Genomic DNA, 18,035 nt, shown 5'->3' on the forward strand with positions numbered 1-18,035 from the left:
GCCACCATCCCTTATGAACATGCCCATTTCAGAGATAACATTATTCCGTTGGGGTTGGATCTGTTAGGGGTTCGTCAAAGAGTCCGATCGCAACTCCTAAATCGGGGCAAATAGTGCTTGCATGGGCGATGGAGCTGGCTCGATCAGGATGGAGCCTACTTGCCGTACCAGGTTTTTCTCCACTGTTTCATCTGGTCAATTTCTGCCTGTTGAGAGGCGATAATCTCATTCGCCAATTGCCTTAACTCAGGATGTTGGGCTTTGGTGAGCGCATCTTTTGCCATTGCAACTGCACCTTCATGATGGGGAATCATGGCGTTCATAAAGCGCAAATCAAAGTCTGCATCGGCAGCACCCAGATCCATGGCATTGTGATCCATGTTGGCATGATCTGTGGCTGGCTTCGAGCCAGCATCGGTGGCAACGGGATTGGTTGTCTGAAGTTGGGTGTGGGGATTTGAACAGGCAGTTAGACCATTACCCATGGTGGCGATCGTAGCGATGACCAGTGGTAAAAACTTAGTCTTCACAACAACTTGCTTCATAACCTTTAAGTAATGGCAACAATATACTTGGCACACCAATCCCTTTCCCCTCATCCCCCACCCCCTTCTCCCACAATGGGGAGAAGGGGCATTAACGCTTAATTTCTCCCCTCTCCCGCTCTGGGAGAGGGGCCGGGGGTGAGGGCAGTGTTGGTGCATGAAGTATATTAATGCCTAAGTAATCGGGTGAGATTAATTATAAGAAGGGGGTCTGGGGGCACGCCCCCTTCACCCCGACTCTCATCCTTAATTTAATTGTGCCGACCTACTTACCCAACCCCAGTTCACCAAGGACTACTGTAGCAGGGATTCAATAAATGCAGCCAGAACCGCTGTAAATACCCGTGTCCAACCTTGACTCAATCTCAATGCCATCTCAGGTTGCTGCAACAGCACAAAATAGGCACTCAAGGACAGTCCTCCCACCAGGCCATATACCCACCTGCCCAGGCTGACCTGAACCACTTGAGTGTAGAGCCAGTAGGAAATAACTGACGCCAGCACCATTCCCAGCACTCCCGCCAGATTGAGAGCGATCGCCATCTCGATCGCAACTCCAGCGCTGGCAGTCTGCACCAGATGGGCTGCATGGCCAGCATACCAGGTTTGGATCGCCATTCCCGGCAACCAGCCAATCCACTCGAACTTAATCTGATGGATCCGCTGCATGATGGCCTCAGTCCAGTCGAAAAACCAGGTCCATTCCTCCTCTCTGCCTGTGACCCTGTTCCAGATCTGGTTGGTCAGCAGCACCAGGAGCAGCACCAGCAACCAGGGTGCAAGCAGGAGCAGCACCAGACCCCAGTACATGACCACTGTGCCCAGGGCATGACCCAGGAGCTTCAAAACCACCATGACGATGCCTCCAGTCTACTCAAGCTTTTTTCTGTAGTAATGATATGGACAATCGCTATATTGAGACAAAATATGGAAGCCTGTCACTTTTGCAGTGATGCTCTCTAGCCCTCATCCCCCAGCCCCTTCTCCCTTTTTGGGCTACTGTGTACTCATAATCCCCTCCTGGGAGGGGTAGGGATGGGTTTGAGGGTTATGCGTCAAATCCTGGTGGGTCGAGTAAAGTAGAGAGACATTTACTCCGAAGCATAACCTCTGGAAGGTTTGCGTTGTGGTCATCCCAATACTCATAAACATGGTAAACCTCCAAACGGAGGCCAACGGTACTTCTGCCTCCAGTGCCAGCAGACGTTCAATGAACGGTTTGACACGACCAGGCCCATAGCGTTCGCGCAGCGTTGCCGGAAGGCACTAGGGAGTAGTCTACGAGGCATTAGCCACACCAGTGGACTTGCCTATAACACTGTTCTCAGCCTTGTTTGTGCCGCCAGTCAGCAGGCCCAATGGGTCCATAATGCTGAAATCCAAGCGGTGCAAACTGAGGCAGTGAGTGCGAATGAGTTATGGTCATTTGTAGCAAGAAACAAAAGCAATACCTCCCAGAAGAATTAGAGGTGGGGAATTGCTGGATTGAGGTGAGTCTGTCAAATTCCAGTGGCGTGATTTTAGCTGCTAGAGTTGGCAAACATACGGATGAGTTGATCGAATCGTTGGTGCTCAACACGGAAGGAAAGACAGAGTGTAAGCCATGGAATAGTGATGATTGGGGAGGTTACGAACGGGTCTTACCGCCTGAAATTCTCCCCTACATCGGCAAAGACAAGACCCAAAGGTTAGAGGCCAATGGCATTGTCAGGCAGCAAATTTAGAAACATAAAGAACCTTGAGAGCCTGGAGGAGGAGCCGCTAAAACGATCGGCTCATTACGCCCCTCTACTTCCACAACTAATTCACGAAAATTCCATTCACCGTTTTGCTGTTGTGCATCAACATAGATTTCTCCCTTAGTCTTAGAGCCTGAAACAGGAATGACAAGACAAGCTGAACCACCATCAAAGGAAGTTGTCAAATTACCTTGCACAAACCACCCTGTCGAAATTGGTTTTCCCAGGCTTTCTACCACCATTGAGTTTTGCTTCACCTGTTCTACAGCCATTTTATAGGGAGGTGAAGAAGTCATAAAACTGACAATAAATAACAATATGCTTCCACCTATACTGACTTCAAACAAAATAGAAGAAATCAGTGGAACAATCGCCAGTTTCCACCCTGATCTTTGAAAAATTCTGACCCATGCAATCAGCAATACTATTAGCGCAATGAATTGAATAAAAGGGAAAAGAAGCAGGATGAACCACCACCATGCTTGACCACCAGCTTTGTACATCAAAACTGGACTAAACGGTGTCCATGATAACCAGGTAGGTTTGATTTCTAGCTTTTTACACAATCTCTGTAGAGAATAAGAAGACGTCACATAAAAGATCATGCTAATAAAAATGAATACTCCAGGGGTCATAACGCTCTCCAGTTTTCCAATTCTGATCGGCTTGATCGTCCTTCTGATAATCAACTGTATTTCTGGCATATGAAGAGGTATGCCAAAGCTTGATAACTGTTTCCGTTCCTTTGTAGGGAAGAGTGCATCCCACTTTTATAATCCTTTCCTCAAAGTCCTGCTCCAGAGCAGGAGAGGGACTTTGAATCTGCCTCCCCTTCTCCCTTTTTCGGGCTAGCAAAAACTGGGTTGGCGGTGGGGTTCACTTCGTTTCACCCCACTAACGCTAAAAGATTTGTCAGGCAATCCGCTTCTCCCCTCCTGGGAGGGGTGGCCCGCAGGGCCGGGGTGGGTTTGAGAGCAGAGATCGTCACTCCCACTCAAGTTGTCGTGACTTCCACTCCAGTTGTCGTCAGGAATGGATAAGCGGTCGTGACTTCCACTCAAGCGATCGTGACTTCCACTCAAGTTGTCATGACCTCCACTCAAGCGATCGTTAGAAATAGAGAAGTTGTCGTGACTCCCGCTCCAGTTGTCGTCAGGAGTTCAATCAGGGCTGGATCTGCTGGCCCGATCGCAATTCCCGCATCAGGGCAAAGCGAATATCCTCTCCCGTGGCCAGCGCTTCAATGCCTGGTTCGCCCAGCTTCAAAAACCCCAGGTTCTGCTCGCGCCCGCTGACCAGGAAATCATTGATGGCCACCCGATAGGCGCGCTGGGGGTCCAGCCGCTGGCCCTGAATCAACCACCCCTCTCCTTGAGGAGAACGGCTGACATTGGCCGTCTGCAGATAGCCCCCACTCCCCCGATTGGCTTGCCCCATATCCAGCACCTGCTGCAAAATATCTCCCCGCAGATTTACCGTAAGGACTTTGCCGCCAAAGGGCAAAATTCGGATCACATCGTACTGGGTAATGGGTCCGGGGGGCAGCACATCATCGACTCGAATGGCCCCACTGTTGAAGATGGCCAGCTCCGCCTGTGGCACCGATCTCAGGAGCGATCGGGCAATCAGCCGGGTGAGTTGGGTTTCCTGATTTCGCACAGTGGACTCCAGCCCATCCAGAGCCTCTGAAGTGGTGGCGACCACCTCCGTGGGCTCAAATCCATCGGCCCGAAAACCCTGAAATCCTTGTTCCAGCCAGTCCTTGACCAATGCCGCCGTCCGACTGTCTTCTGGAATGTCGGCAGTAACCGCCTGCAAGGTAGATTGGATGGCAAGGCAGCGCCGTACCGTATCGTAGGTCAGGCGATGGATATAGACTGTGACGGCATTGGCATCGGCTTTGAAAATGGGCGTCATCCTGCGGGGACAGCCTTTGGTCGTCTGCAGTCGATTGACGACTCGCCATTGCTGGATGTTCTCATGCTCATGGCCCCCCAGGATCAGGTCAATGTCAGGTAATTCCGCCGCCAGTTGCCGATCGGCCTCGATCGCTAGATGGGTCACAGCGATAAGAATGTCTACCTTTCCGCGCAGGGTCTTGACTTGTTTGCGGGCACTGGCCAACACGTCTTGATAACGCACATAGTCCGTCTGGTTGGCTGGTAAGGTCAGGCCAATCAAGCCCAGTCGGACCCGATCGCCCCGTTCTCCTTTCACCGTCAGAATCACCTGGGGCAGTACACCGGGAAATGGGGCTCCTCTAGCATCTGTCACATTGCTGGAGAACCAGCGAAAGGTCGATTCTTGCAGCCGCTGGAGAAATTGCGCCTCGGACAAATCAAACTCGTGGTTGCCGAAGGTGGCATAGTCCAGCCCCAGGGTGTTCATCACCGCCACGATCTGCCGTCCGGCCAGACGCTCCCCCTTAACTTTGGCGGTCCCCAGAGCCGAAGGGCTGAACAAATCACCGGCCAGCAAGGTATAGGTACGGGGATTTTCTTGCAAAAGCTGTTTTCGGATAGTGGCCACGCGGGCTAATCCTCCCCGTTTTCCCCCCTGAACCGGGGTAATTTCATAGACATCATTTAAATGCAGGAGATTGATGGGGACAATTTCAGCCCAGGTGGGAGCCGCAAAACCCAGGGACAACAGAATGCCCCATCCCAGTCCCCATCGTTGAACCTGGTTAACCATTGATTGCTGCCCCTTTGCCTGCTTCAGTCCTGCAATGCTTCACTATAGGACAGGAAAGGGGGATCATTCTACTCTTAACAATATGGCGTTTAGCACTGCTCCCCCACCTTGCTACCGCGTATACAGATCTCTGAAAAGGTTGGCTCAAGTCAGCAGACTCGCGTGAAATCCCCTCCTGGGAGGGGATTATGGGTACACAGTAGCCCACCTTGGGAAAGGAACATCCTGCTGAACCAGGACATCGGGGCAAAGTAGATATAAATCGTTAGGATGATTTGCAATTCGTACCAAAAGTAAATCTGAAGAAAACATAAAGAAGTCCATACTTACCCCATTTCCCTGGGTATTGTAGAGACATGAAATGAGGTCAGCCCGAATAAAGACCTTAACGATAAATTTCTATAAACACAAGTAAAGCGCCGGTCCCGTATGGGATTGGCGCTTTACTATCTTTTGCGGAAAAGGGAGTTGGAGCGGTGGATTTCCAGCCCAAAGGCCAGGTTTGTAGTCGTTACCGCTTAAACTGTCTGCCTGTTCAGAGCCGGATCAAAATGGGTTGTGTGGGCAATTCATGTAAAAACTCGTGCACTAATCTTTACAAAGGTTAGTAAAATAGCAGTATCAACGATAAGCATTTTTGCTCACTCCCATGACAGACGATCGATTCCCCTGGCTGACTGCGATTGTGCTGCTCCCACTCGTCGCTTCCCTGCTCATCCCCGTGTTGCCCGATAAAAACGGCAAACAGGTGCGATGGTATGCCCTGAGTGTGGCGATCGCGAATTTTGTTTTGATGTGCTATGCCTTCTGGAAGCATTACGATGCGGGCAGTGCTACTTTTCAACTCGCAGAAAAGTATGCCTGGGTACCCCAACTCGGTTTAAATTGGGCTGTTTCGGTCGATGGGGTGTCTGTTCCCCTAGTGCTGCTGGCGGGTTTGGTAACCACCCTCTCCATTTTTGCGGCCTGGCAGGTGAATCTGAAGCCCCGCCTTTTCTACTTCCTGATGCTGGTTCTGTATTCTGCCCAGATCGGGGTGTTTGTGGCCCAAGATATTCTCTTGCTGTTTATTGCCTGGGAAGTTGAACTGGTTCCGGTCTACCTGCTGGTTTGTATCTGGGGTGGCCAGAAACGCCGCTATGCCGCTACCAAGTTCCTGCTTTACACTGCCGCTGCTTCTATCTTCATTCTGATAGCAGGGCTGGCCATGGCGTTCTATGGCAATACCATTACCTTTGATATGGTTGAGCTGGGCCTGAAGAATTATCCGATCGCCCTGGAACTCTTGCTCTATGCCGGTTTACTCATTGCTTTCGGGGTCAAACTGGCAATTTTCCCGCTCCACACTTGGCTGCCCGATGCTCACGGTGAGGCTTCTGCTCCCGTCTCGATGATTTTGGCAGGCGTGCTCCTGAAGATGGGGGGATACGGGCTGATTCGCCTGAATCTGGAGCTTCTCCCCGATGCCCATATTTACTTCGCCCCGATTCTGGCGATTCTGGGGGTCGTCAACATTATCTATGGAGCCCTCAACTCCTTTGCCCAGACCAACATGAAGCGGCGTCTGGCCTACTCCTCAATTTCCCACATGGGGTTTGTGTTACTGGGAGTGGCCTCCTACACCGATGTGGGCATGAGCGGGGCCATGTTACAGATGATTTCCCATGGCTTGATTGCTGCCGTGCTGTTTTTCCTGACTGGCGTCACCTACGATCGGACCCACACCCTGACCATGGAAGAGATGGGAGGGATTGGTCAGGTCATGCCCCGAGTGTTTGCCCTGTTCACAATGGGGGCAATGGCTTCTCTGGCCCTGCCTGGGATGAGTGGCTTTGTGGGTGAGTTGTCAGTCTTCGTGGGTATGGCCACCAGCGACATTTACAGTTCATCCTTCCGCATTGTGACCATTTTCCTGTCAGCCGTTGGTCTGATTCTGACCCCGATTTACCTGCTCTCCATGCTGCGACAGGTGTTCTATGGGTCTGGAACTGCTCCCACTTGTGACCTGATCACCCCCGGTGCTGAGGGCCAGAGTAACCAGGAAGCGGTTTGTTTTGGGACTAACTGCGTTCTTCCGGCTGACGCCAAGTATACAGATGCCAGCCCTCGGGAAATTTTTATTGCAGCCTGCTTCCTGATGCTGATTGTGGGGATTGGATTTTATCCAAAATTAGCCACCCAGATGTATGACGTGAAAACGGTGGCGGTGAACGCTCAAGTTCGTCAGTCTTACACCCAGATTGCTCAGGAAAATCCTCAAATCTATGCTTCGAGCCTCGTTATCCCTCAAGTGAGAGCGGCTAAAGTTGCAACGGTGATAGGCATTTCTCGATAAAGTCGGCTTCTGGAAAAGAACTGCCAGTCTTCATAACCCTGAAGATGGGAGGTGCAGAGGAGATTCTCTTCTGCACCTTTATTGATTGAGCACCGGAGGCATGTGGGTAAAGTCGGGGTGCCGGGTGGGTAGGTCCACACTTTCCCTCACCTCCCCTGACCTGGCACTATAAGATAATGCAAAAAATTTTGTCAATTTTCATGTTATAAAGCCTGCTATTGCATAGCGCATTTTAAGTTTCAGTTTTTAAGAGATGATGACAAACATTCTGACTGGCGTTGTCATTTATTCTTCCAGCTATTGCTGTTGATCTTCCTTCAAACTTATTCCTGTGAGGTACTGACCATGGCATCAGGTCCACAATCCACCTCTCGATCGAAATCAGTTCATAAGTCAACCCTGGAGCAGGTTGATTTATTTCTGCGCGAATTACCGAACAAGGAAAAAGACCATTTGTCTTTAAGAGAAGCGATTACTGAAATGGCAGAATCTGTCAGGACAGCGATGGCTAAAGGATACAGCTACAGTGAAATTGCTGCGCTGCTTTCAGAACATATGGGTATCAGCGTCAGTTCCTGGTCTCTGAGACGGTACATTGCTGTAGAATCCAGACGAGACAGCCCGACAAAACAGGCCGATGCAAAAACTGGGGTTGCTCCCAGACGACAGCGGAGAGCCAGAACCGAACCTGCCCGTAAGGAGGATGAAAGCTCAGGGGTGCAGGTGGTCCAGGCTGTGAGCGCATCTACAGCGATCGTGGAAGCTCCTCCTACCTTTCGAGTTGATGCCCCCTTACCTGCGCCAGGATCTCCCCCAGCCAAAATAAGAAGCCCAAGAAGTCGATCGACCCCCACCCAACCCCGGTCTGACAGTACACCCAGCAGCAAACAGGCGACCCAACGCAAAAGCAGGACCGATCAGAGTTAAGCACTCAGCAGTCCAATGTCTCTGCGGTTGAGGCCATCAAGCAATGCAGAGCCACCAAGGAAAACCTCCGGTTCCCTTAAGGCAAATCAGAGTGGCCCATCAAATAGAGGTCACATTCTCGGGCTGCCCCACGTCCCTCATTGAAGGCCCAGACCACCAGGCTCTGCCCCCGACGACAGTCTCCAGCCGCGAAGACTCCGGGAATGCTGGTATTGTACTTGCCATAGTCAGCTTTAATGTTGCTGCGGCCATCTCGATCGAGGCCCAGGGCATCCAGCAGGGGTTGTTCGGGCCCCAGGAAGCCCATGGCCAGCAGGACGAGTTGGGCCGGGAGGACTTTTTCCGTGCCCGGAATCTGCTTGGGAATAAACTGTCCCTTCTCGTTTTTCGTCCATTCTACCTGCACGGTGTGGACGGCCTTGACCTGCCCGTCTGCATCCCCTTCAAACTTCGTGGCAGTCGTGAGATATACCCGTGGATCGTCGCCAAACTGGGCGGCAGCTTCTTCCTGGCCATAGTCCATCCGATAGACCTTGGGCCATTCCGGCCAGGGATTGTCCGCAGCCCGTTCTGCTGGGGGTTGGGGCAGAATTTCCAGTTGCACCAGGCTGTTACACCCATGGCGCAGGGAAGTGCCAACACAATCGGTGCCGGTGTCCCCCCCACCAATGATCACGACATCCTTGCCTGCAGCAGAGATGAAACCCCTGTTCTGATGCCGATCGAGGATTGCCTTCGTGTTGGCCGTGAGAAACTCCATGGCGAAGTGAATACCCTTCAGATCCCGGCCTTCGATCGGTAAATCCCGGGGTTTGGTAGCTCCAACACAAAGGATGGTTGCATCAAACTCCTGCAGCAGGGTCTCCACTGGCAAATCCTTGCCGACCTCAGTGTTGCAGGCAAACTTCACCCCTTCCTCCTCCAGGACATTGAGGCGACGCAGCACCACCTGTTCCTTATCCAGTTTCATGTTGGGGATACCATACATGAGCAGTCCCCCCGGTCGATCGGCCCGTTCAAACACCGTCACCCAGTGGCCAGCTTTATTGAGCTGAGCTGCAGCAGACAATCCGGCAGGGCCAGAGCCAACCACGGCCACTTTCTTGCCCGTGCGTTTGGTCGGCGGGTCCGCCGTGATCCAGCCTTCCTCCCAACCCTTATCAATGATCGAGTACTCGATATTTTTGATCGTCACGGGAGGATTGTGAATCCCGAGAACACAGGAGCCTTCACAGGGGGCCGGACAAACCCGCCCCGTGAACTCCGGGAAGTTGTTCGTCTTGTGCAGCCGATCGAGGGCTTCTTTCCAGAGGCCGCGATACACCAGATCATTCCATTCCGGAATCAGGTTATTGATCGGGCAACCGCTAGCCATGTTGCTGATCAGGGTCCCGGTATGGCAGAAGGGGGTGCCACAGTCCATACAGCGGGCCGCCTGGGTGCGGAGGCGATCGTCCGGCATGGGCAAGTGGAACTCGTCCCAATTGCGGAGGCGATCGAGGGGAGCCAGTTCAGAGGGCGATTCCCGCAGGTATTCGATGAAGCCGGTTGGTTTTCCCATAGTAGTGTTTCTGGTGGATGATTAAGGAATTTGAATAGATGGGGAGAGAACAATTAATGCGGCAACGTCGCCTGCCTTAAATTGATATTCTGGCAGGTCAAAAGCTAGTGCAGCAGTGTGATAAAGCTCAAGAGTCATGATGAGGGTTCCCTATGCAATGCAATAAATTCAGAAGCTTTTACGATCGCAATATTTTGATAATTCGTTAAGGATAAAAGGTGTTTATCTCCAGTAACAATGTGAGTTGCATTGTCATTTACTGCACATTCAATCACCATGTCATCATCAGCATCATCAGGGACAACTTTGAGAGTTTTAGAAATACTTACTAGACAAGAAAGTCTTCGAACTTCCTCAACAACAGATTGTGTTGCTTCCTCAGAAAACTTAAATTTAATCAGTAGTTTTTCGGTAAACTCATTTAGAATTTCTTCACAGGTTATTGATTCTACCTGACCAATCTTTGCTAAGGCTAAACATCGGAATGGATTACCATTTTGTGAGAGTAAAGCAGAAAGCAAGATGTTGGTATCAAAAACAGCCGTGTACTTCACTATTCTTCATGAACAATTTCATCAATAAAAACCTCGCGTTCTGCCTCAGTCATAGTATTCCAGTCATAACCTCGCTCTTGCGCCACTGACCTGATCTTGCCCGCACCGTAAGTAGAAATAGATTCCCATTCTCCCCACTGATTCAGGAGCAGATACCTGAATACTTCAATTTGCTGTTGACTCGGTAGTTGTCGAAGTAGCTCAATTACTTGTTCGTTGGTTAATGTTAGTAATGGCATTTCTCTTCTGTCAGTCGAATTTGTATTTTTACACCCCTGATTCCTGACTATATTGATTTTTCAGTAGGGTGGGTAGGGTTCACCCTACAAGATTCACAGCCAAGAGCGAGGATCAACCGCCCCCAATGCGGGCCACATCGCGGGTATTTTCCTCAAAGGCAGCAGCCAGGGCATCATCCCCACTGAGGCCAGCAGCCAGGGCATTCTTCAACGCCTGTAGCACCCGCTTGTAGTCCCTGGGCATCACCTTGACAAACTTCGGCACCATTGCCTCCCAGTTTGTCAGGACGATCGTCCCCTTCTTACTCTGGGTATAGTCCACATGACGCTGGATCAACTGGCGCACCTCGGCAATTTCCTCCGGCTCTTCCAGCCGCTCCAGACCCACCATCTGGGTGTTGCAACGGGTGGCAAAATCCCCCGCTTCATCCAGAACGTAAGCGATGCCCCCGCTCATCCCAGCCGCAAAGTTGCGCCCTGTGGGACCCAGGATGACCACCTTGCCGCCGGTCATATATTCACAGCCATGATCTCCGACAGCTTCGACTACCGTATTCACCCCAGAGTTGCGGACGCAGAATCGCTCCCCAGCTACCCCAGAGATATAGGCTTCCCCAGCCGTGGCCCCATAGAAGGCCACATTGCCAATGATGATATTTTCCTCAGCCACAAAGGTTGAAGCTGCCGGAGGATAGACAATGATCTTGCCTCCACTCAACCCCTTACCCACGTAGTCGTTGGCATCCCCTTCCAGTTCCAGGGTGACGCCCTTGGGTACGAACGCCCCAAAGCTCTGGCCCGCACTGCCCTGGAAATGCAAATGTACCGTATCTTCTGGTAGCCCATGCCAGTGCCGTTTGGTGATTTCGTTCCCCAAAATCGTCCCCACAACCCGATTGGTATTCTTGATCGGTAAGGTAGCAGTGACTTTTTCTCCTTTCTCGATCGCCGGTTGGCACAAATCCAGCAGCACCGTCATATCCAGGGACTTCTCCAGACCATGGTCCTGGGGCATCTGGCAATAACGCCCCACTTCCGGCCCCACTTCCGGCTGATAGAGAATCTTCGACAGGTCAATCCCTCTGGCTTTCCAGTGCTCTACCGCCTGCTTCGGTTCCAGCACATCCGTGCGACCGATCATCTCATTCAGCGATCGGAAACCCAACTGAGCCATCAGTTCCCGCACTTCCTGGGCCACGAACTGCATGAAGTTAACCGCATGTTGGGGGTCGCCGACGAAACTCTCCCGCAGTTTGGGATTCTGGGTGGCAATCCCTGCCGGACAGGTATTCAGGTGGCAAACCCGCATCATGATGCAGCCCAGGGTCACCAGGGGAGCTGTGGAGAAGCCAAACTCTTCGGCTCCCAGCAGGGCCGCAATCACCACATCTCGCCCTGTTTTCAACTGACCATCCGTTTCCACCACGATCCGCGATCGCAGGTTGTTCAGCACCAGGGTCTGATGGGTTTCGGCCAGCCCCAGTTCCCAGGGCAGACCCGCATGCTTGATCGAGGTCTGGGGTGAGGCTCCCGTGCCCCCGTCATAGCCGGAGATTAGCACCACATCGGCATGGGCCTTGGAGACCCCAGCGGCGATCGTGCCCACCCCCACCTCGGACACTAGCTTGACATTGATGCGGGCATCCCGATTGGCGTTCTTCAAGTCATGGATTAATTCTGCCAGGTCTTCGATCGAGTAGATGTCGTGGTGGGGCGGCGGCGAAATCAGCCCCACACCAGGAGTAGAATGGCGCACCTTGGCAATCCAGGGATAGACCTTCCCACCAGGAAGCTGGCCCCCTTCTCCAGGCTTGGCCCCCTGGGCCATCTTGATCTGGATTTCTTTAGCCTTGGAGAGATACAGACTTGTGACCCCAAACCGACCTGACGCCACCTGCTTAATCGCACTGTTCTTGGAATCCCCAGCTTCATTCGTCCAGGTGTACCGTTCCGGGTCCTCTCCCCCCTCGCCGGTATTGGATTTGCCCCCAATCCGATTCATGGCGATCGCCAGGGCTTCGTGGGCCTCCTTCGAGATCGAGCCATAGCTCATGGCTCCTGTCTTGAAGCGCTTCGTGATCGCCTCGATCGGCTCCACTTCTTCCAGGGGCACCGGCTCCCTGGGCTTAAACTCCAGCAGCCCCCGCAGGGTAAAGAACTTCTGGTTCTGCTGATTCACCAGAGCTGCATAGTTCTGGAACAGGTCATAGCGACCCGTGCGGACTGCCTGCTGCAGAGTGTGAATAGTTTCCGGGCTGAACAGATGGGCTTCCCCATCCTTGCGCCACTGGTACTCCCCACCCACATCCAGGGTATGGCCGTTCACCTCCCGATCGGGGAAGGCATGGCTGTGCCGCAGGATGGCTTCCTGGGCGATGATGTCCAGGCCCGCTCCTTCGATCCGGGATGCGGTCCAGCTAAAGTAGCGATCGATGACAGCGCGATTCAGCCCGATCGCCTCAAAGATCTGAGCCCCTCGATAGCTCTGCAGGGTCGAGATGCCAATCTTGGAGGCCACCTTAATCACCCCCTTGGTGGCGGCTTTGATGTAGTTTTTGCAGGCGGTTTTGTACTCGACATTGACCAGTAAACCCTGCTGGATCATGTCCTCGATCGTCTCAAAAGCCAGATAGGGATTGATGGCTCCGCAGCCATAGCCGATCAGGGTGGCGTAGTGGTGCACCTCACGGGGTTCCCCTGACTCCAGCACCAACCCCACTCGAGTCCGACTGCCCTCCCGAATCAGGTGGTGGTGCAGACCGGCCACCGCCAGCAGAGCTGGAATGGGAGCCTGGGCTGCATCCACCCCCCGATCGCTGAGGATGAGGATGCTGACCCCAGCGGCGATCGCAGCGTCTGCCTTGCTACAAAGATCGGCCATGGCCGCTTCCAAACCCTGCACCCCCGCTTTCGGATCAAACAGAATCGGCAGGGTGATGGATTTGAAATCCCCAGTTGTAAGATGCTTCAGTTTGGCCAGTTCTTCATTGCTCAGAATCGGGGTTTTCAGTTTGATCAGATGGCAGCTTTCCGGCTCCGGTTTGAGCAAATTGCGCTCCGCCCCGATCGTCGTCTCAGCAGAGGTGATGATTTCTTCTCGAATCGAGTCGATCGGGGGATTGGTCACCTGGGCAAACAATTGCTGGAAGTAGTCATATAACAGCTTGGGCCGATCGGACAGCACAGCCAAGGGCGTATCGGCTCCCATGGACCCCACCGCCTCCACCCCATCCCGCGCCATGGGCACCATCAACAGCCGCAGTTGCTCAAAGGTATAGCCAAAGGCCAGTTGCCGCTGAATGGCGGGAATCTGATCGCTGGTGAGGGCTGCTGGGGGGGCATCGGGCAACTGGGCCAGATCCACCAGGTGCTGGTTCACCCAATCCCGGTAGGGATGGGCCGTGACAATGCTGCGCTTGATTTCCTCGTCAGCAATGATGCGCCCCTCTTCCATATTCACCAGGAACATCCGACCTGGCTGCAACCGTCCCTTCAGGGCTACCCGTTCGGGCTCAATCGGCAACACTCCGGCTTCTGAGGCCATGATCACCAGGTCATCCTTGGTGACGTAGTAGCGGGAGGGGCGCAGGCCGTTGCGATCGAGCACTGCTCCCATCATGGTGCCATCGGTGAAGGCGATCGACGCCGGACCATCCCAGGGCTCCATCAGACAGGAATGGTACTCATAGAAGGCTTTCTTCTCGTCACTCATGGACTCATGGGCCGTCCAGGGTTCGGGGATCATCATCATCACAGCGTGGGGCAGGGACCGACCCGCCAGGGTCAACAGCTCCAGGGCATTGTCGAAAATGGTGGAGTCGCTGCCGTCTACGTTAATGACCGGCTTTACTTTCTTGATGTCATCCCCAAATAGCTCCGACTCAAACAGAGACTGACGGGCATGCATCCAGTTGATGTTGCCCCGCAGGGTGTTGATCTCCCCGTTATGGGCGATGTAGCGGTAGGGGTGCGATCGCTCCCAACTGGGGAAGGTATTGGTACTGAAGCGGGAGTGAACCAGGGCCAGGGCACTTTCCAGATCCGGATCCTGAAGGTCGGGATAGTACTGCCCCACCTGCACCGGCATCAGCATGCCCTTGTAGACGATCGTCCGGCAGGAGAGGCTGGCGGGATACCAGCAGGGATCGATCCCCGGCACCCGGATGGCATTGTGGGTCAGCTTGCGGATCACGTAGAGCTTGCGTTCGAAAGCCAGGTCATCCACCAGCAAGGGATTGCGTTGGATAAACACCTGTTGCATCAACGGCTCACTGGATTTGGCCGTGTTTCCCAGGGGTTCATTATTGGTGGGCACATCCCGCCAACCCATGACCTGCTGTCCTTCCTCAGCCACGATCGCCTCGAAAATTCGCCGTCCCTGCTCCCGAGCAGCCCGATCAGGAGAGGCGTAGATCATCCCCACCCCATACTGACCCGCCTCCGGCAGGATGATGTGCTCTGTCGCTGCCACCTTCTGCAGGAACTTGTGGGGGATTTGCAGCAAAATCCCAGCGCCATCGCCAGTGTTGGCTTCACAACCACAGGCTCCCCGGTGATCAAGGTTGAGGAGGATGGTCAGCGCCTGTTCCACGATCGCATGGGAGGGCTTTCCCTTCATGTGAACGATAAACCCGACGCCACAGGCATCGTGCTCAAACTGTGGATCGTATAGTCCCTGGTTAGGTGGCAGTTGGTTGCTTTGCATTGTGCTAGTAGTGGCGAAACGAAATTGGGCAGCGGAACGGAATGGGCAATGGGACAGAGCCTAAATCCAGAAAATAAGGAGTTCCTAATTCTAGATAATTTAGTCTGGATTTTCTAATGAGGTTAGCCTGCAGAGGTCAGGTCTTAAGGAAATCGTCAGATCTGCTGATTTACATCTCGCAATAATTTCGGGGATCACCAGAAAACTCGACTCGAAAAATACAAAAGTCCAGTGTTAGAGAAAACATACAGCAGGTCGCCCTGATTCCAGTAGATCTCCCGTACTATTTAGTAAATCTTTTGTACTATAAAGAGAGCGATCGTTGGAGAGGACAGATGGCTAACCTGTTGCTAATCGAGAGTCCAGGTAAATCCAGGAAGCTGAGTCAGATCCTGGGCCAGGGCTGGATTGTTAAAGCCAGCTTGGGCCACATTCGGGAACTGGCCAACGATGGGGAAGATGCCCTTGGCTTTGACCTGAACGAAAATCAGGTCGAATGCCGCTATGAACCCAGAGGAGCCAGAGCTAAACAGGTGTTGGCAGAACTGCGCCAGGTGGTCAAGCAGGCCGATCGGGTCTATATCGCCACTGACCCCGATCGGGAAGGGGAAACGATCGGGTGGCATCTCCAGCAAGAATTGCGCCTGAAAAATCCCCAGCGGGTCGTTTACAGTGAAATCACACCTGCCGCTGTGCAACGGGCGATCGCCCATCCCCGTCCCCTGGACCAGGCTCTCATCGGGGCTGGACGCGCCCGCGATTGCCTGGATAAGCTGGTGGGGTATCGGGGCAGCAAGCACCTGGTTTGGAAGCTCAACAATGGAGCAAAGTCCATGGGCCGGGTCCAAAGCGCTACCCTGCACCTGCTGTGTCAGCGAGAACGGGAGATTCAGACGTTCAAGCCCCAGGATTACTGGATGGTGTGGGTGGAGTACCGGGAAGGGTTCAAAGCCCTTTACCGTAAGAGTTTGACGCCCCGCAAGCAGGCTCCGACAGTGCCGAGCGAGGATGCTGCTGAGAGCCAGGATGGGGCAGAAGGGGATCGGGTCACCACTCAGGCAGAAGCCGATCGTCTGGTCGCGATCGCCCGCTCCCAGCCGCACCAGATTGTGAAGGTCGATCGTAAAACCACGCCCCAATCTCCTCCACCGCCGTTCATTACCTCCACCCTGCAGCAGGCAGCCGGGGCCAAACTGCACTTCAGTCCCGACCAGACGATGAAAATTGCCCAGTCTCTCTATGAAGCTGGGCACATTACCTACATGCGCACCGATTCGGTGATGCTCTCGGAGCAGTTCTGTATTGCGGTTCGGCAATACCTGGAACAAGAGGACCCCACCAATGTACCTGCCAGAACGACCCGTCACCGTTCCAAACAGCAGGCTCAGGAGGCCCACGAAGCTATTCGACCCACAGAGGTGAATCAAACTCCACAACTGCTGCAGGCCAGGGTATCCGCCGATGCCGCCCGCCTTTATGAGCTGATCTGGCATCGGGCTGTAGCCTCCCAATGTGCCCCGGTTCAGATCGCCAAAACTCGTATTGTCACCCAATCTGGCGAGGCTTTCTGGGAAGCTCGGGGCCAGGTGGTGACCTTTCCCGGCTACACCCGCTACTGGAATAATCTGAGTGCCGATGTGCAGTTGCCTAACCTGAATCAGGGGCAGGCTGTGACCCTGATTCAGGCCGGGGCAGAAGCCAAACAGACCCAACCCCCACCTCGCTACACCGAGCCCAAGCTGGTGCAACTGATGGAGCGTCAGGGTATTGGTCGGCCTTCCACCTATGCTCCTACGATTAAAACCCTGAAAGAACGAGATTATGTGCAAGGCGTGAAGGGCAAACTTCAGCCCACCCCTCTGGGTTTGGAACTGGATGCATTTCTACAGAAGGTTTTGCCCGATCTGATTCAACCGGAGTTCACGGCTCAGATGGAATCGTCCCTCGATGCGATCGCTGCTGGAAAAGAAGACTGGCAAACCTACCTCACCCAATGGAACCGGAATTACTTTGCCCCGGCCCTGGCGCAAGCTATCCAGAAAATTTCATCCTCTGTGGGCAGGCCCCCGACTCCCCCAGCTTCTCCCCAGTCTGCCAAAACCACTCAAAAACCCTGTCCTAAATGTGGCCAATCCCTGGTGAAGGTGCCTTCTAAGTCCACCAAGATTAGGGGCAATCATTTCCTCGCCTGCGATCGGAAGCAGGGGGGCTGTGGTGCAGCCCTATTCTGGAATCCAAAACTTAAGCAATACGAGTTGCCCTACAGTCAGAGAACCCCCGACCCGGAAGCCTTGACAGACTTTCCCTGTCCTGGCTGTAGGGCGTTGCTGGAGCGGTATGCCTATACCAAAGAGGGCAAAACCAAAGTCATGTTACGCTGTGCCATTCCCGAACATCGCCAGGGTAAGTGCAAAGATGTGGCTTTCTTTGAGGGGCGGGATGGCTTTTGGTCTCCCAAGTTTGGTATCCTCAAAACCCCTGCACTTACCGTCGTGGACTGACTAATCTGCAATGGGCCGCAATCGCAACAACCAAAGCAATCTGCCTGCACAGGTTCTCAAACCCTGATCAATTTGAGTCTGTGCAGGTCTGCAACCTCGCCCAGGTGGGTAGATTGTTGAGAGTTATCAACGCTTGATTGCAGATTATCTCGTCTGATCTAGGATGGAATTATAAATAGAACAAACTTAATTGCTGACTACAATTTGAAACAAAATCATTCATTTCTGCAACCTA

At 53.3% G+C, this 18,035-nt stretch carries 12 protein-coding genes; 4 read left to right on the forward strand and 8 right to left on the reverse strand.

What is annotated here, in order from left to right; translation table 11 throughout:
* Positions 1–155 precede the first annotated feature (155 nt).
* A complete protein-coding gene (locus tag BST81_RS02045) occupies positions 156–545 on the reverse strand; it encodes a DUF305 domain-containing protein (RefSeq protein WP_075596886.1) in 390 nt (129 codons plus the stop codon).
* A gap of 294 nt (positions 546–839) precedes the next feature.
* Complete coding sequence (locus BST81_RS02050) at positions 840–1,400, reverse strand: hypothetical protein (protein ID WP_253188052.1); 561 nt, start codon at positions 1,398–1,400, stop codon at positions 840–842.
* A gap of 563 nt (positions 1,401–1,963) precedes the next feature.
* Here BST81_RS02050 and BST81_RS02060 point away from each other — a divergent pair.
* On the forward strand, positions 1,964–2,269 hold the full coding sequence (locus BST81_RS02060; protein ID WP_075596889.1) for an IS1 family transposase: 306 nt from the start codon (positions 1,964–1,966) through the stop codon (positions 2,267–2,269).
* On the opposite strand, the gene BST81_RS02065 is transcribed toward BST81_RS02060, so the two are convergent.
* Positions 2,266–2,919, reverse strand: a complete 654-nt coding sequence (locus tag BST81_RS02065) for a cytochrome c oxidase assembly factor Coa1 family protein (RefSeq protein WP_171974637.1) — start codon at positions 2,917–2,919, stop codon at positions 2,266–2,268. The genes BST81_RS02060 and BST81_RS02065 overlap by 4 nt on opposite strands.
* Positions 2,920–3,448: 529 nt before the next feature.
* Entirely contained in the window at positions 3,449–4,978 is a 1,530-nt protein-coding gene (locus BST81_RS02070) for a bifunctional metallophosphatase/5'-nucleotidase (protein WP_075596891.1), read from the reverse strand.
* Between the two features lie 649 nt (positions 4,979–5,627).
* Between BST81_RS02070 and BST81_RS02075 the strand changes: the two genes are divergently transcribed.
* Positions 5,628–7,313, forward strand: a complete 1,686-nt coding sequence (locus BST81_RS02075) for an NAD(P)H-quinone oxidoreductase subunit 4 (protein ID WP_075596892.1) — start codon at positions 5,628–5,630, stop codon at positions 7,311–7,313.
* Between the two features lie 345 nt (positions 7,314–7,658).
* Positions 7,659–8,240 (forward strand): hypothetical protein, encoded by a 582-nt coding sequence (locus tag BST81_RS02080; protein WP_075596893.1) that lies wholly within the window; start codon positions 7,659–7,661, stop codon positions 8,238–8,240.
* Between the two features lie 76 nt (positions 8,241–8,316).
* On the opposite strand, the gene gltD is transcribed toward BST81_RS02080, so the two are convergent.
* From gltD to gltB, 4 genes are all read right to left on the reverse strand, one after another.
* A complete protein-coding gene (gltD, locus tag BST81_RS02085) occupies positions 8,317–9,801 on the reverse strand; it encodes a glutamate synthase small subunit (RefSeq protein WP_075596894.1) in 1,485 nt (494 codons plus the stop codon).
* 134 nt (positions 9,802–9,935) lie between these two features.
* Positions 9,936–10,355 carry a putative toxin-antitoxin system toxin component, PIN family gene (locus tag BST81_RS02090; RefSeq protein WP_075596895.1) on the reverse strand — a complete coding sequence of 140 codons (420 nt, stop codon included), beginning with the start codon at positions 10,353–10,355 and terminating at the stop codon, positions 9,936–9,938.
* Entirely contained in the window at positions 10,355–10,594 is a 240-nt protein-coding gene (locus BST81_RS02095) for a hypothetical protein (RefSeq protein ID WP_075596896.1), read from the reverse strand. The genes BST81_RS02090 and BST81_RS02095 overlap by 1 nt, the downstream gene beginning before the upstream one ends.
* A 112-nt stretch (positions 10,595–10,706) precedes the next feature.
* Positions 10,707–15,299 carry a glutamate synthase large subunit gene (gene gltB / locus BST81_RS02100; protein WP_075596897.1) on the reverse strand — a complete coding sequence of 1,531 codons (4,593 nt, stop codon included), beginning with the start codon at positions 15,297–15,299 and terminating at the stop codon, positions 10,707–10,709.
* 335 nt (positions 15,300–15,634) lie between these two features.
* Between gltB and topA the strand changes: the two genes are divergently transcribed.
* Entirely contained in the window at positions 15,635–17,800 is a 2,166-nt protein-coding gene (gene topA / locus BST81_RS02105) for a type I DNA topoisomerase (RefSeq protein WP_075596898.1), read from the forward strand.
* Positions 17,801–18,035 lie beyond the last annotated feature (235 nt).

The organism is Leptolyngbya sp. 'hensonii' (assembly GCF_001939115.1).
GTDB lineage: Bacteria > Cyanobacteriota > Cyanobacteriia.

Coding starts and splice junctions, on each gene's coding strand:
- gltD (WP_075596894.1), bottom strand. CDS start 9,801: ATGGGAAAACCAACCGGCTTCATCGAATACCTGCGGGAATCGCCCTCT.
- BST81_RS02045 (WP_075596886.1), bottom strand. CDS start 545: ATGAAGCAAGTTGTTGTGAAGACTAAGTTTTTACCACTGGTCATCGCT.
- BST81_RS02050 (WP_253188052.1), bottom strand. CDS start 1,400: ATGGTGGTTTTGAAGCTCCTGGGTCATGCCCTGGGCACAGTGGTCATG.
- topA (WP_075596898.1), top strand. CDS start 15,635: ATGGCTAACCTGTTGCTAATCGAGAGTCCAGGTAAATCCAGGAAGCTG.
- BST81_RS02070 (WP_075596891.1), bottom strand. CDS start 4,978: ATGGTTAACCAGGTTCAACGATGGGGACTGGGATGGGGCATTCTGTTG.
- BST81_RS02065 (WP_171974637.1), bottom strand. CDS start 2,919: ATGACCCCTGGAGTATTCATTTTTATTAGCATGATCTTTTATGTGACG.
- BST81_RS02095 (WP_075596896.1), bottom strand. CDS start 10,594: ATGCCATTACTAACATTAACCAACGAACAAGTAATTGAGCTACTTCGA.
- BST81_RS02075 (WP_075596892.1), top strand. CDS start 5,628: ATGACAGACGATCGATTCCCCTGGCTGACTGCGATTGTGCTGCTCCCA.
- BST81_RS02080 (WP_075596893.1), top strand. CDS start 7,659: ATGGCATCAGGTCCACAATCCACCTCTCGATCGAAATCAGTTCATAAG.
- BST81_RS02060 (WP_075596889.1), top strand. CDS start 1,964: ATGGTCATTTGTAGCAAGAAACAAAAGCAATACCTCCCAGAAGAATTA.
- gltB (WP_075596897.1), bottom strand. CDS start 15,299: ATGCAAAGCAACCAACTGCCACCTAACCAGGGACTATACGATCCACAG.